Origin of the sequence: Psychrobacter sp. APC 3426 (assembly GCF_030408035.1) — a bacterium.
Lineage (GTDB): Bacteria > Pseudomonadota > Gammaproteobacteria > Pseudomonadales > Moraxellaceae > Psychrobacter.
In genome coordinates this window covers 26,188-40,834 of record NZ_JASDCF010000001.1, presented here as the reverse complement: position 1 = coordinate 40,834, position 14,647 = coordinate 26,188, and the positions used below count along the sequence as shown (strand labels likewise).

General features: G+C 43.8%; 12 protein-coding genes. 7 read left to right on the top strand and 5 right to left on the bottom strand.

The features are described from left to right. Positions 1–27: 27 nt before the first annotated feature. The 3 genes from QL919_RS00175 to QL919_RS00165 form a co-directional block, all read right to left on the bottom strand. Positions 28–1,689, bottom strand: a complete 1,662-nt coding sequence (locus QL919_RS00175) for a sigma-54 dependent transcriptional regulator (protein ID WP_290187643.1) — start codon at positions 1,687–1,689, stop codon at positions 28–30. Positions 1,690–1,771: 82 nt separating this feature from the next. Beyond that, positions 1,772–3,589: an ATP-binding protein gene (locus QL919_RS00170; RefSeq protein ID WP_290187642.1), complete on the bottom strand. Its 1,818-nt coding sequence runs from the start codon at positions 3,587–3,589 to the stop codon at positions 1,772–1,774. Between the two features lie 33 nt (positions 3,590–3,622). Continuing rightward, entirely contained in the window at positions 3,623–4,258 is a 636-nt protein-coding gene (locus QL919_RS00165) for a response regulator (RefSeq protein WP_290187641.1), read from the bottom strand. A 412-nt stretch (positions 4,259–4,670) separates the two neighbouring features. Here QL919_RS00165 and QL919_RS00160 point away from each other — a divergent pair, with 412 nt between their 5' ends. Next, a complete protein-coding gene (locus tag QL919_RS00160) occupies positions 4,671–5,759 on the top strand; it encodes a serine hydrolase (protein WP_290187640.1) in 1,089 nt (362 codons plus the stop codon). Between the two features lie 98 nt (positions 5,760–5,857). Beyond that, positions 5,858–6,544: a thiamine phosphate synthase gene (locus QL919_RS00155; protein WP_290187639.1), complete on the top strand. Its 687-nt coding sequence runs from the start codon at positions 5,858–5,860 to the stop codon at positions 6,542–6,544. A gap of 53 nt (positions 6,545–6,597) precedes the next feature. Here the strand turns inward: QL919_RS00155 and QL919_RS00150 are convergent, their stop codons facing one another. Beyond that, positions 6,598–6,927, bottom strand: a complete 330-nt coding sequence (locus QL919_RS00150) for a TraR/DksA C4-type zinc finger protein (RefSeq protein WP_290187638.1) — start codon at positions 6,925–6,927, stop codon at positions 6,598–6,600. 409 nt (positions 6,928–7,336) lie between these two features. Here QL919_RS00150 and QL919_RS00145 point away from each other — a divergent pair, with 409 nt between their 5' ends. The 5 genes from QL919_RS00145 (at position 7,337) to ruvB (ending at position 12,820) form a co-directional block, all read left to right on the top strand. Continuing rightward, the gene (locus QL919_RS00145; RefSeq protein ID WP_290187637.1) at positions 7,337–8,551 is read left to right on the top strand and encodes a phosphoglycerate kinase; all 1,215 of its coding nucleotides are present in this window, start codon (positions 7,337–7,339) and stop codon (positions 8,549–8,551) included. Positions 8,552–8,811: 260 nt separating this feature from the next. Then, positions 8,812–9,198, top strand: a complete 387-nt coding sequence (locus tag QL919_RS00140; RefSeq protein WP_290187636.1) for a hypothetical protein — start codon at positions 8,812–8,814, stop codon at positions 9,196–9,198. Between the two features lie 519 nt (positions 9,199–9,717). Beyond that, positions 9,718–10,755: a class II fructose-bisphosphate aldolase gene (gene fba / locus QL919_RS00135; RefSeq protein ID WP_290187635.1), complete on the top strand. Its 1,038-nt coding sequence runs from the start codon at positions 9,718–9,720 to the stop codon at positions 10,753–10,755. A 119-nt stretch (positions 10,756–10,874) separates the two neighbouring features. Beyond that, on the top strand, positions 10,875–11,495 hold the full coding sequence (gene ruvA, locus QL919_RS00130; protein ID WP_290187963.1) for a Holliday junction branch migration protein RuvA: 621 nt from the start codon (positions 10,875–10,877) through the stop codon (positions 11,493–11,495). 344 nt (positions 11,496–11,839) lie between these two features. After that, positions 11,840–12,820 carry a Holliday junction branch migration DNA helicase RuvB gene (gene ruvB / locus QL919_RS00125; RefSeq protein WP_290187962.1) on the top strand — a complete coding sequence of 327 codons (981 nt, stop codon included), beginning with the start codon at positions 11,840–11,842 and terminating at the stop codon, positions 12,818–12,820. A 224-nt stretch (positions 12,821–13,044) separates the two neighbouring features. Here the strand turns inward: ruvB and QL919_RS00120 are convergent, their stop codons facing one another. Beyond that, positions 13,045–14,481 carry an FAD-linked oxidase C-terminal domain-containing protein gene (locus QL919_RS00120; RefSeq protein ID WP_290187634.1) on the bottom strand — a complete coding sequence of 479 codons (1,437 nt, stop codon included), beginning with the start codon at positions 14,479–14,481 and terminating at the stop codon, positions 13,045–13,047. Positions 14,482–14,647: the final 166 nt, after the last annotated feature.

Below are 14,647 nucleotides of genomic sequence, written 5' to 3'. Positions count from 1 at the left end.
TCATGCTTTGAAAGACCAATATTCGAATTATTCTTCGTCAATCTCTAGCTTTTTCATGCGATAACGTAAAGAGCGAAAGGTCGTGCCTAATAGCTCAGCAGCCTGTGTTTTATTCCAGCCAGTTTGTTTAAGGGCGGTGATAATCAGCTGTTTTTCTTGTGCTTGTAAATAGCTCTCTAATCCTTGCGGCGGCAGTTGACCATCGGCCGGTTCTCTTATATCGCTGTTCTCGTTCTCGTTCTCATTTGCTTGCAGGTCATCGTGATGATTGTTTGAGGTTTTGTCATTCTCGATTATCGTATTGCTTGAAGCCTTTGCTTGTCTCATTGCAGACTGCTGTACCATCGAGGGATAGTGTTGAGTATTGGTACGATAAGGGTGCAAGTTAGTGGTACTTTTTCCTTGCTCTGCTATCTGGTCGGCGACCGATGGATTTGCAGTGGGCTTATCTGACATATGTGCAGATGATTGAGAGTCTGCTTGTTGAGAGGTGATAGTATTAGGGCTGCTATCCATTTCGATGTCAGGCAAGCCTAAATGACCAGTATCAATATCTGAGGTTTCTGCGAGTGTCACCGCACGCTCAAGCAGGTTTCTTAGCTCACGAACATTACCAGCGAAATCATGATGTTGTAAGCGTGCACAAGCGGCGTCAGTTAAAGATGGCGGCGACTCCAATTGCCAATCCTCAGCAATCATCGCCAAAAAATGCTGGGCGAGCACAGGTATATCATCACGTCGTGCATTTAGCGTCGGCAGCTTCAATTCAATGACATTGATACGATAGTATAAGTCTTGGCGAAAGGTGCCATCTTGCACCAATTGATTCAAATCTTTATGAGTGGCAGACAAGATACGAATATCTACTGGCACCTCTTTGGTATCACCAATGGCTCTGACGGTCTTTTCTTGGATGGCACGCAGTAGTTTCACCTGCATGGCCAACGGCAAGTCTGCTACTTCGTCTAAGAATAATGTACCACCATTGGCTTGCTGAAACAGTCCTTGTTTATCAGCAACCGCACCAGTAAAGCTGCCTTTTTTATGGCCAAAAAACTCTGATTCCATCAACTCTGATGGTATGGCACCGCAGTTCACCGGTACAAAACTGCCATCACGGCGCGGGCTCAAATCATGAATCAGTCTAGCAACGACTTCTTTACCGGTACCTGAGGCACCGGATAAAAAAACGGGTGCTTGTGAGCGTGCCAGCTTTAAAATGGTTTTTTTGAGAGGATGCATGACAGCTGAGTCGCCAATCAAGCGACTATTTAGCAATTGTTGTTCGGGCGAGTGCTCAGGAGTGGCTTTTGTTGCATCATTTTGATGAATAACCTTTAGGGCATTTTCTACTAATTGACGTAAGCGTGGTAGCTCAAGTGGCTTGTTGACAAAGTCAAAGGCGCCAAGCTTTAATGCTTCGATAGCCAAGTCCATGCTGCCATGCGCAGTGATGACAGCAATTGGGGTATGAGAGCTACTACTGACTTCCTTGACTAAGTTCAGTCCTGAGCCATCAGGTAGTTTGAGGTCAGTCAAGCAAAAATCGTAATCATTGTCTTGCCAGTACTCTCTTGCTTGCGACAAGGTATATGCCACGTCACTTTTGATGCCCATTTTGGTTAAAGTGATTTGCATCAGTCTGCATAAATCCACTTCATCATCAACGACCAGTGCAGTTTTTGTCATACATCATCTCATCGTATTCAATCGCAAAACATTATTAAAAGCATACCTTAATAGGGTGTTATATATCACACCGTATTATTGTTTAAGGAAGGCTGTCATCAGTGTCAGATTTAAAACCAGTACCAGCATGGTTAGTAGCATTATTGATAGCAGGGGCTATTAAACGAAAGCAGGTCTTTTTATGCTCAGGTACATAAAGCAGGCGTGCTTGATTGGCCTCACAAAAAGCTTGCGATAAATACAAGCCCAAACCTGTTCCTGCCTTATCGGTGGTAAAAAACGGGTTAAACAAGTGCTGCAAATCATCAGCGCTAACGCCAGTCCCATCATCCAAAATATCAATTATAACATCGTTATCTGCACAATAAATCTCAATCTCCACAAAGGCATGAGGGTGTGCATAGCTACTATGACGCAGTCCATTATTGATTAAATTGATTAAGACTTGTTCTAGCTGATGAGTATCAAAAGAGATGGTGGGATGTGTTTTTACGCGTAAAAATACATCGTGACCTTTAAAGTAATTTTCCAAAAAACTGAGCATCCATTCAGACAGTACAATAGATTGTTGATGGGCGGTTTGTTGGCGTGATAATTTGAGAATATCTTCAATGATTCGGTTGACGCGCTTTGTTTGCGAAAATATCATTTTATAGAGCTCATGGTTGGCCATCATCTCACTATGGGAGATACTGATTAACCTATTCTCATGGCTGCTATCTTCACTGTTTTCGGTCACGTCTTCCATCAATAGTTGGCTCGCTTGCGATATTGCCGCCAACGGGTTTCTGATTTCATGGGCAATACTGGCGGTTAGCTGACCTAAAGACGCCAGCTTTAGCTGCTGGGCGCTGGCTTGCTCACGACGTAAATCCTCCAACATGATCAATTTACTGCCGTCTTTTAGCGGAATGATTTGTACGCGCAGCTTACCAAACACTGAGGCATTTGCCACTGCCGGTAAGTCATAAGTAAAGCTGCGTGTTTGACCCGCTGCCACTGATAAACACGCTTGAAACAACTGTGAATGCTGTTCACTAAGTTGCTGCTGAAAATCTGCCAGCTGTGCACTATGGGCTTTATTTTTTCTATTTTTGTTCTTATTGATTGGCACATTCTTTTTATCAATAATGACACTATCAATGGTTGATTGCGGATTGTGCGACAAGCTGAGCAGCTGATGGGCGGCAAGGTTTGCTAAGACGATGTGCTGTCTGTCGATGACGATGACACCATTCACCATTTGCGTAATGACTTCTTGATTGATGACATTGAGTCTTTCGACTTCCTTGGCATGACGAGCAGCCACCTTTTCTAACTGTACCAGTCGCTGTGAGATAGACCAGCTCAACCCACCAACTGCCAAGAAGCTGGCCGACATGAGTAAAGCATCGCCTAAGTTGGTCAAACTCATACTGTTGGCAATGGCATAAAAAAACTGCTGGTAAATGACAAAGATAATAGCGAGTAGAGTAATGATGAGTGCTTGTGAGCCATGTAACAACATAAAGCTCGCCGCGACTACGACCATATAAAGCATAGTCAACTGCAAATCAGGCGCACCAGCGGTATAGAGCAATAAGCTCAATATAATAACGTCTAGTGCCAGTCCAAACGCCAACTGTCGCCGCATTTGTCTATCAACGACATAAAACAGACCGAGCAAAATGAGGCTAAGCAGCACATAAAAGCTCAGCGCTGTTTGCTGCAAGAAACTAGGGAGAGAAGCGCTCCCATCAGTGCGAGCGGTGATATACACCATCAGCATAGAGAATAAACTGACCACAAAGCGATAACTACTATAAATCATACCCAGTCTGCGCAATTGCGGTAAGGGTAAGGAGTCATCGCGATGTACGTAGCGAGTAATGGCAGAGACCACGCTATTGGCAGGCTTCATAAGTTGACCGTTATAAGGGAGGTGCAGAGTGGTTTATGGTTGAATCAAACCATGGCGAATCGCTAAATGCGTCAATTTGACATCACTATCGACACCAACTTTTTCATAAATACGATAACGATAGGTATTGATGGTCTTAACACTGACAAATAACTGGTCAGCGATTTGCTGCGGACTTTGACAATTAACGACCATCATAGCTACCTGCTTTTCGCGATCACTTAATAAGTCGAAGGGTGAGTTGGCATTATCTGATAATAAAACATCAGCGAGCTGTTCAGCGACATCTTGGCTAAAGTAACGACCGCCTTGATAGATTTTTTTGACGGCTCGTATCATCTCATCTAGTGGCGTACCCTTAGTAATATAGCCATTTACGCCAGCTTTGATGAGCATAGAGGGATAAGGCTGTGCCGACATGCTGCTGACGGCCAGAATCTTAATGCCCATATCCAGCTGAATTAAGCGTTTGGTGGCTTCAAGTCCGCCAATGTTGGGCATATTTACATCCAGCAAAACCACGTCAGGTCGCAGTTGTTTGGCCAGTTTAATGGCCATGTCACCGCTGTCTGCTTCACCGACGACTTCGATATCGGCACTATCTGACAACATGCGGCTAATACCCATCCGCACCAAATCATGATCGTCTACTACTAATACTTTAATCATAACCATACTCTTTTTATCATTTGTCAGAAGAAGGGACTTACTAAAATTAAATGACAAACAAAAAACTGCCCATATCATTTTTTTAGTTTTTGAATGTCTAAAATACTGCTACTATATTAGAGAGAAGTCATTGTTTAATATATCAAAATGCGAATTATTAGCCGATTTAAAGTTAAGATATATTGCTGAATTGTGAGCCAATGTTTCTGAAATATAAAGTGGTTGTAGCAAAATTTGAATTGGGACAAAATAAACCATTAAATCAGCTTGATACATCAAAATTAAATGTAAACCATGATACACTAAAAATACAAAAACTCTATACGAGTACTTACAAACACATCATAAACGCTATGTACGTTCTTGGCGTCAGACAATATGTACTGGCGTAATAGCGACAGCAGGAGGCATAATGAAGCAACTACCATTAACCAAACAGCAATTAATCGCTGCTATGATTTCGTTGAGTTTGGGCAGTGTTGCACAAGCCGCACTTACTATTAATGGTAGCGCTGATACAGGCTCTAGTGCACGAATGAGCTGGGGCGGTGCTGATAGTTTGTCTGAAGCGCGCAACATCATGTACAAGTCAACTGGCTCTGCTATCAAGAAAGTCGATAACGGCTATGGCACGACCAATATCACTAATGCCAATAGCTTTGGCAGTAGCAACAACAGCTTTAATAGCAGCAATCGCTACAATACGACTTACCGCGGTGCGTTCGGTAGTAGTGACATGATTCCTATCAGTACTGACTCGCGTAGTGTGGCAGTCATTGATGCTGAAACTGGTGAGTCTATCTACGAAAAAGACGCTGATATCGCACGTCCAATGGCCAGTATTACCAAGGTCATGACAGCGATGGTGGTGCTAGATGCCGGTCTGGATATGCGTGAAGAGATTACCCTAGACCCAGAAGATTTCGTTGGTCCTAAGCGCGCAAGCTCACGCTTAAAAGCGGGCGATCGTATGAACCGCGCTGAGCTGTTATTAATGTCATTGATGAAATCTGAAAACCCAGCAGCAAAAAGTCTGGCGCGTAATTATCCAGGTGGCTACAGTGCCTTTATGCGTGCGATGAACCGTAAAGCTCAAGACTTGGGCATGACGACGGCTTTCTTTGGTGACCCAACAGGTCTCGATAAACGCAACGTCGCCTCATCAAATGACCTCGTTAAAATGGTACGTGCTGCTGGTAACTATGATGTGATTCGTCGTTTCTCTACCACCAAAAGCTATGATTTCTTTGTATCAAACTACTCAAGTGGCAACCGTACTTATAAGGCCAGCAATACCAGTAGTTTAGTTCGTGATGGTAGCTACCCAATTGGCATCTCTAAAACTGGTTTCATTAACGAAGCGGGTCGTTGCGTGGTGATGGAAACTCGCGTGAATAATCGCCCAGCCATTATTGTAATCTTAGGGGCAAATAGCTCAGCGACACGTTGGGGTGATGCGAAAAACATTCTAAACAGTTTAGCGACACGTCGTACGGTGTAAGCTCACTCGTATTATTGTAAGTCAGTTCCTTCAAAAAGGCTGTTATGTGATATAACAGCCTTTTTATTGTGTTGAATTTAACGATAAGGATGTTTTGTATGGCCCAGTCAACAGTGCTCAAGGCTGCTAACGCTTCTAATATGATTCCGAAGCTATATTTGTTGACCAATGACGATGAGTTCGTGCTCCTTTATCAAAAACTAGAGGCAGCACTAAAGACGGGGTTGATTGGACTGTTGCAAATTCGTCGCAAACAAATACTATCATTGCCTGATGGTGAGTCTCGTCTGTACCAAGAAGCAAAACAGATAGTTGAGCTGGCACAAGCGTATAATGTACCTGTCGTCATCAATGACAATATAGAGCTGGCTGCTAAGCTTGGTGTTGGTGTCCATCTCGGTCAACAAGATGGCAAAATTGCCGATGCCAAGCAGCAATTACTACCAAACCAAATTATCGGTCGCACCTGTCATGGCAATGTAGCGTTTGTTAAAGAGGCGAAAAATGAGGGTGCAAGCTATGCTGCATTAGGTGCTGTCTTCGCTTCTACAACCAAACCAAACGCTGATATTATTACATGTCAACAGCTGATAGAGGGTTGTCAACAAGACATAGCCATCTGCGTAATCGGAGGACTGACGGCAGAAAACGTCTCTGAATTGGCAGGATTGCCAATTAAGTACGTAGCAGTAGTAGGTGATATTATGGATTTACCAGTGACGCAAATCGCTGTGCGCTGTCAACAATGGCAGCAGGCGTTTTTAGAATGGAACATGCCTGCTTAACCATTGATGTCTATATTTTAAATGGATGCGTCTGTTGTAATTAGTATGAAGTATTACTCAGCATGTTCCATACAGAGAGTAGCGTAGGGTAGTGCTTCTAAGCGTTTTCCCTCGATTTGCTTGCCACATACTTCGCACTCGCCATAAGTACCATTTTCGATACGGCTTAGGGCATTTTCGACATATATCAAACTTTGACGTGCTTCGCCCATCAGATTTTTACGCATGTCATTCTGACGATAAGAGATGGCTTGGTCTTCCCAGTGCTCATTAAGGTCATCTTGCGGGTTTTGAATATGCTCTTCGATTTTATCGATTCGAGTTTCGTATTCATCTTTAAGTTTTAATAGTTCTTGTTTGGCTGCTTTAAAATCGATACTCATTGGATTCTCCTAATGGATTATTTTTATTGTTCACCGTATTTATTACATCTGGATTTATTATAACTGGCTGTTGACCGTTTTATGATACGGCGTCATTTTTGCCATCAACACTTAAGCCATCATAAACAGCCTATTTGCTGAGTACCACCACGAAATGTTACTGATTTTTAGCCCATTTTTAAAATGAGGATACGCCTTAGTAAGATTTAATGTCAGGTTCTTCATGAGTGCTGGCTAGAAAACTGCTAAAATACACCGCCTCAAATTTCTACTGGGACAATTTGAGAACGTCTTTTAGTAAGAGTCAGTGATTTGATTGTTTGATAAGTAGTATTTATTAGTAGATAGCAAAATAGTAGATAGATAGCCAAATTGTAGATTAACCATTGATGATGCATAGGAGCAGGTAATGAATTTTTTGCGTATGAGTGAGCTGAGCTTAACAGATAAAGTGGTATTGATTCGTGAAGATCTTAATGTGCCTATCAAAGACGGTAAGGTCGCCAGTGATGCCCGCCTACAAGCCAGTTTGCCTACGATTAAGATGGCGCTAGAGAAAGGCGCTGCCGTTATTATTTGTTCACACTTAGGGCGTCCGACTGAAGGCAGTCCTGAAGCGGTATATTCATTGGCGCCTGTCGCTGATTATTTAAGCGACAAATTAGCCTCACAATTATCAAAGCCAGTTAGCCTAAACAATGACTATCTTGCTCAAGGTGTGTCTATTGAGGCAGGCGAAGTCGTATTACTAGAAAACGTGCGCTTCAATCAAGGCGAGAAGAAAAACGATGCCGATTTGGCACAGAAATACGCTGATTTGTGCGACGTATTCGTCATGGATGCGTTTGGCACCGCCCACCGTGCGCAAGCGTCGACAGAAGGCGTTACCCAAGCCATGCATCAAGCTGGCAAAGTAGCTTGCGCCGGACCTTTATTGGCAGCTGAGCTTGATGCATTGAGCTTAGCGCTTGAAACCCCAGCACAGCCGATGCTCGCAATCGTTGGTGGCTCGAAAGTATCAACAAAGCTGGAAGTACTGCACAGCTTGGCTGAAGTATGCTCACAGATTATCGTTGGTGGCGGTATTGCGAATACTTTCCTTGCAGCGCAAGGTCACAGCGTTGGCGCATCCTTATATGAGGCGGATTTGGTGGACACTGCTCGTGACATCATGAGTAAAACTGAAATTTTATTACCTGAGTATGTGGTCGTTGCTGATAAAAACGACATCAACTTTGATGATTTTACCGGCTCGTTACAACAAGCTGCTGCAACTATCAAATCTGTCGATGCCATTGGCGACAACGACATGATATTAGATATCGCACCAGAAAGTGCCAAGCAATTGGCTATTGCTATCATCAACGCAAAAACCATCTTATGGAATGGTCCAGTTGGTGTGTTTGAGGTTGATGCTTTTGGTCAGGGCACTCAAATCGTGGCAAATGCTGTCAAAGACAGCCAAGGTTTTTCAATAGCTGGCGGCGGTGATACTTTAGCAGCGATTGATAAATATCAAGTGGCTGATGGTGTCAGCTATATGTCAACAGGCGGCGGCGCGTTCTTAGAATTTGTAGAAGGTAAGGTGTTACCGGCAGTTGCTGCCTTACAAATTACAGAATAACCCCTTAACGAGAATTCTGCAGTTAAGTAACAGTAGACGTACAACTTATTGTGAGCATCTAGGTTAGGCTATAAAAATAATAAGGTGACTGCCATCTTTAGCTTGTCAGTATGCAAGCCATAAAGAGGAGCGTTCACTAATTATTATTAAGTAGTAATTATTTGTTTCTATACTGAAAATTATTATTGCATGTCCAATTTGCACTCTATAAAATAGCGCAAATCATGTATTTGACATGCTTTATTTACGAGAGGTTTATTATGTTAAAACGCCATTTATTACTTGCTAGCGTACTTGCTGGTACTTTTGCAATCACTGCATGTAGCCAACAAACTGAAGAAAACGCAGAAGCGACTGTTGAGTCTGCTGGTGATGACGCTGCTGCTAACACTGAAGCTGCCGCTGCTGAAACAGAAGCCGCTGCTGCTGAAGCTGAAGTTGCTGCACAAAATGCTGGTGCTGAAGTTGCCGAAGGCGCTGAAACTGCTGGTGCAGCCGCGACTGATGCACTAGAAAACACTGGTGAAGCAATCACTGAAGGCACCAACAAAGCAGTAGCAAATACTGCTGAAGCTGTTGCTGATGGTGCAAACGCTGTTGCTGATGGCGCAAATGATATCGCTGTTGATGCAGAACAACAGTACTAATATTTAGTACTAGTAACAAGCATCAATACTAATTGAGACAAGACTAGTTAAGAATAGGCAACCAAACGACTGATTTATCCGTCGATGAGCATATTCTCAGATTAGCGGTTGTAAGTATTCATTGCTGTATAAGCCCTCAAAATATGTATAAAGCTTTGGTGATTGCCAAGGCTTTTTTTATGTGAAATTTTTTATTTGAAATATAAGTAACCAAGTTGGAGTGTTTCCTCAACCCAAAATAGATTGCACTTTACTTATCAGCGGTTTAGTCAACCAACCAAGCAACCAAGCAACTAATTAAGCGAGCAGGACCGAGCAGATAAGAAATAGTCAGCTAACGGCTACGAAGCAGCGGCAATTTTTGCTATAATCACGACGCAATAATGAGAGGCAAAAAAACATCGGTTTTTTGTTCGTCTGGCTGTTATCAAGCTAGAAACTTAGGGCAATTATTGCACCATCGTATTTTTCAGAATGAATTCTTAATATCATATTCAAAATTTAATCAGAGAGCGTCTTATGGCTTTAATATCGTTACGTCAACTTCTAGATCACGCCGCCGAGCACAATTACGGTGTCCCTGCTTTTAATGTCAATAACTTAGAGCAGATGCGTGCAATCATGATGGCGGCCGACGCCTGTGACTCACCTGTCATCGTGCAAGCCAGTGCTGGTGCTCGCAGTTATGCAGGCTCTGCATTTTTACGTCACCTGATTATTGCAGCGATTGAAGAGTGGCCACATATCCCAGTGGTAATGCATCAAGATCATGGTATGTCACCTGCTATTTGCCAGCGCTCAATTCAGATGGGCTTTTCATCAGTGATGATGGATGGCTCACTCGGTGAAGACGGCAAAACACCAATGGACTATGATTATAACGCTAGCGTGACTCGTGAAGTGGTCAAGATGGCGCACGCATGCGGTGTCTCTGTCGAAGGCGAAATCGGTTGCTTGGGCAGTCTTGAGACGGGTATGGCAGGCGAAGAAGACGGCTCTGGCGCAGAAGGCATCTTAGATCATGAGCAACTATTGACCAGTGCTGATGAAGCTGAGCAGTTTGTTAAAGACACCAATGTGGATGCGTTAGCCATTGCTATCGGTACCAGTCATGGTGCGTATAAATTCACCCGTCCACCGACAGGTGATATTTTATCTATTGAGCGCGTAAAAGAGATTCATGCTCGTATTCCACATACCCATTTGGTCATGCATGGCTCGTCGTCAGTGCCACAGGAATGGCTAAAAGTTATCAACGAAAATGGTGGTAACATTGGTGAGACTTATGGTGTACCAGTTGAGCAAATCGTTGAAGCGATTAAGCATGGTGTGCGTAAGGTAAATATTGATACTGATTTGCGTTTGGCATCAACGGGCGCAATCCGTAAATTCCTTGCAGAAAACCCAAGTGAGTTTGATCCACGTAAATACTTCAAAGCTTCTATGGTTGCGATGTCAGATATCTGTACCAATCGTTTTGAGGCTTTTGGTTCTGCTGGTCAAGCACATAAGATTCGCCCAATCAGCCTTGAAGGTATGGTCGATTTTTATAAATAAGCATTGCCAACAATGCATGCTCATTTAGTCATAGCAGCGCAGCTTATTTTTATCGCAGCTTCTATATTTTAGCTTTGTACTTATGTACTGTACGTCGATTTTATAAAAGGTGGTGAATGATGATTGGACTGATTACGGGGCAGGTGCAGTATTTAATGGCACCGACTGCCTGCGTCATGACTACTTCCGGGGTGGGTTATGATATCGAGCTGCCACTGCCGTCTTTTTGCCAATTGCGCCTTAACGAGCAGGCGAGTATTTGGACGCATTTTCATGTGCGTGAAGATGCACAGCTGCTTTATGGCTTTATCGATCGCAAAGAGCGTGATGTCTTTCGTCAATTGATTAAAATCAATGGCGTTGGCGCAAAAATGGCATTGGCTATGCTTTCCGCGATGTCAGCTGCTGAGCTAAAGATGCATGTTGAGCAAGAGTCCGAGAGCGCATTGACTCGAATCCCCGGCATCGGCAAAAAGACCGCGCAGCGTTTATTGATAGAGCTAAAAGACAAGCTCAAAAATATCGAAGTTGATAGTAGTAATTTAGAATTTGCGATTCAGCCTGCACCCATTTCTGCTGAAGGTAGTATCATCGCTGAAGTAGAAGGGGCGTTGATTAGCTTGGGCTATAAAGAAAAAGAAGCCCAGCAAGCGATTAAAGCCGCTAAGAGTAATGGTGCTACCTTTGCAGATACGCAGAGCTTACTAAAAGCCACTTTGCAACAGCTGTCAGGCTTTTAGATATATTTAGAGCCGCTTATTATTTCCAACAATATAAAGACGTATTCAACAAATAAGCGACATTCATTGTCGCTTATTTTCGTTTGGGGCTGTGTTTTATTTTAGGCCTGCTTTATGATGATTGATGCATAGCATTTGGTTATGCTATATATGGTATTCCGAAACAGGTTATCCTAAAATACGTTATCTCCAAGAATGTGCTGGGCTTTGTTAAGCGCATTCAGCCGACTGTATATATTACTTGATACAGTACTGGCGCTCGCTTTCCTAGCCATTAGAGGCTACTCAGATTTTTGAAAATGGTATGATTACTTTATTCTTTTAATACAATGATAGAACCTATGATGCAAGATCGTTTGATTAATCCGCTCGAAGGCGATGGTGATGCTCCTGACTCTAACATCCGACCAGCACTCTTGGCTGAATATATTGGTCAGCCCGTCGTACGTGAGCAGATGGAAGTGTTTATCGGTGCTGCACGTGGTCGGGGTGAGGCATTAGACCATACCTTGATTTTTGGTCCGCCAGGTTTGGGTAAGACCACGCTTGCCAATATTATTGCTCGTGAGATGGGTGGTAATCTGCGTTCTACGTCAGGGCCTGTACTTGAGCGCCCAGGTGATTTGGCGGCCATGTTGACCAATTTAGAAGAGGGTGATGTCCTCTTTATCGATGAGATTCATCGGTTAAGCTCAGTCATTGAAGAAATCCTTTATCCAGCCATGGAGGACTTTCAGCTGGATATTATGATTGGTGAAGGGCCTGCTGCGCGTTCTATAAAGCTTGATTTGCCGCCTTTTACCTTAGTAGCAGCCACCACACGAGCGGGTTTGCTGACGTCGCCATTGCGGGATCGTTTTGGTATCGTGCAGCGCTTAGAGTTTTATAATATCGCTGATTTGACGACGATTGTTAGCCGTGCCGCGCGTTTAATGCGGGTGCCAATGAGTGAAGATGGTGCGGTAGAGATTGCTCGCCGTGCGCGTGGTACGCCAAGGATTGCCAATCGTTTACTGCGCCGTGTGCGTGACTATGCGGAAGTCAGAGGCGACGGTACTATTAATGGCGCGATAGCCGGTAGTGCGCTCGATATGCTCGCCGTAGATAGACGTGGTCTTGATCATTTAGACAGACGTTATATTGAGATATTGCAAGAGCGTTTTGATGGTGGTCCAGCAGGGGTTGAAGCAGTAGCAGCAGCCATGGCTGAGGATCGCGGTACGTTAGAGGATGTGATTGAGCCGTACTTGATTCAGCAAGGCTATGTACTGCGAACTGCTCGTGGTCGTGTATTGACGCAAATGGCGATTGATCAGATGTTATAGAATAGTCAATTCAAAACGCACGAGGTATGTCTTTAATAGCATTGTGCAGGTATAAATTTTTCTCGCTTGCTGTGTGCTTTGCACTCCAGAGGCTTTGAAAAATCCATACCTGCAGCCTCGCATTTGCTCAAAATAAATGAACCATATGAAACCAAAAATGCGTCTGCGTCTAATTTTTTAATGAAACGCAGACGCATCTTTTTACTTTGATTTTAATAAGCTTATTAAATAGTCGGTAACGCCTCAGGCCATATTTTCCCTGGATTTAAAATGTTTTTGGGGTCAAGCGCTGACTTAATGGCTTGCATCAGCACTAAGGCATTGCCGTGCTCTTGTTGCATATATTTCTGTTTGCCTTGTCCAATACCATGTTCACCGGTACAGGTGCCATCCATCTCAATCGCACGGCTGGCAAGGCGGCTGATGATACCGTCAGCGGTAGCGACTTCTTCAGGGTTATTGGTATCGACCAATAAGAGAACATGAAAATTACCATCGCCGACGTGACCGACGATAGGTCCAATCATGCCAGATGCTTCGATGTCTTTTGCTGTCTCACTGACGCATTCTGCTAAGCGTGAAATGGGCACGCAGGCATCAGTGGATAAAGCACTGGCTTCAGGTCTGAGAGCGGAGCTGGCATGATAGGCGTTATGCCGCGCTTGCCACAGACGTTTACGCTCAGCTTCATTGGTATCCCAAGCAAAATCCGTACCGCCGAATTCTTCGATGATATCGGTAAAGATTTGCGCTTGTTCAGCGACGCTGGCTTCTGTACCATGAAACTCTACAAATAGCGTGGGTGTCTCAGTTAAATCAAGATTAGCGTATTGATTACAGGCTTTGATTTGCATCGCATCGAGCAGCTCAATACGGGCAATCGGCAAGCACATTTGAATGGTCAACATCACCGCTTGACAAGCATCCTCAATCGTTGGGAAGTGGCAGATGCCGCTACCAATACATTCGCTAATACCAAATAACTTGAGCGTGACTTCGGTGACGATACCAAGCGTACCTTCTGAGCCTATCATCAATCGTGTCAAATCGTAACCAGCGGCCGACTTTTTAGCGCGCGTACCGGTGCGGACAATATCACCATTCGCGGTCACCACTTCAAGGGCGAGTACCACATCTTTCATGGTGCCATAGCGGACAGCATTGGTACCTGAGGCACGAGTCGCAACCATGCCACCGATACTGGCATTGGCACCGGGATCTATGGGAAAGAACAGCCCGGTATCGCGTAAATAATGATTGAGCTGCTCACGTGTGACACCAGGTTGTACAGTAACGGTCAGGTCTTCATTATTAACCTGCAATATCGCATCCATGGCATGCATATCAATACATAGCCCGCCGTAAGGTGCATTTAATTGACCTTCTAAGGATGAGCCAATACCAAAGGCAATGACTGGCATCTGATAGTGATTGCAAATCTCAACCGCCGCGGCGACTTCGTGCTTATTCTGTACTGTTAATACCGCATCGGGTGGCTGATTGGCAAGCCACGTCATGGTATGACCATGCTGTTCACGTACGGTTTGATTAAGGCTAAGCTGCTTACCAAAGCGTGTTTGCAAAGCGGCAATAGCGTCACTATGATTTGCTTTGACTGAATCATGAGGCTGGGAGGGCGATACAGATGATATGGTCGACATAGATAAACTCTCCATATAAGACGTATTTTTAACTGAGTAAAAGAAATACTAAATAAGATAAAAAGTTAAGCTCTGATTCATGTTAATTGTGCTTTAACGACAATTAACATGAATCAGAGCTTATTAAATTAAGATTTTCACAACGATTAACAGATATTCATTGCCA

Bases quoted from the DNA above. Each gene is read 5' to 3' on its own strand.
- QL919_RS00120 (WP_290187634.1), bottom strand. From the start codon at position 14,481: ATGTCGACCATATCATCTGTATCGCCCTCCCAGCCTCATGATTCAGTC.
- QL919_RS00145 (WP_290187637.1), top strand. From the start codon at position 7,337: ATGAATTTTTTGCGTATGAGTGAGCTGAGCTTAACAGATAAAGTGGTA.
- QL919_RS00140 (WP_290187636.1), top strand. From the start codon at position 8,812: ATGTTAAAACGCCATTTATTACTTGCTAGCGTACTTGCTGGTACTTTT.
- QL919_RS00160 (WP_290187640.1), top strand. From the start codon at position 4,671: ATGAAGCAACTACCATTAACCAAACAGCAATTAATCGCTGCTATGATT.
- QL919_RS00175 (WP_290187643.1), bottom strand. From the start codon at position 1,689: ATGACAAAAACTGCACTGGTCGTTGATGATGAAGTGGATTTATGCAGA.
- ruvB (WP_290187962.1), top strand. From the start codon at position 11,840: ATGCAAGATCGTTTGATTAATCCGCTCGAAGGCGATGGTGATGCTCCT.
- QL919_RS00155 (WP_290187639.1), top strand. From the start codon at position 5,858: ATGGCCCAGTCAACAGTGCTCAAGGCTGCTAACGCTTCTAATATGATT.
- QL919_RS00150 (WP_290187638.1), bottom strand. From the start codon at position 6,927: ATGAGTATCGATTTTAAAGCAGCCAAACAAGAACTATTAAAACTTAAA.
- QL919_RS00170 (WP_290187642.1), bottom strand. From the start codon at position 3,589: ATGAAGCCTGCCAATAGCGTGGTCTCTGCCATTACTCGCTACGTACAT.
- ruvA (WP_290187963.1), top strand. From the start codon at position 10,875: ATGATTGGACTGATTACGGGGCAGGTGCAGTATTTAATGGCACCGACT.
- fba (WP_290187635.1), top strand. From the start codon at position 9,718: ATGGCTTTAATATCGTTACGTCAACTTCTAGATCACGCCGCCGAGCAC.
- QL919_RS00165 (WP_290187641.1), bottom strand. From the start codon at position 4,258: ATGATTAAAGTATTAGTAGTAGACGATCATGATTTGGTGCGGATGGGT.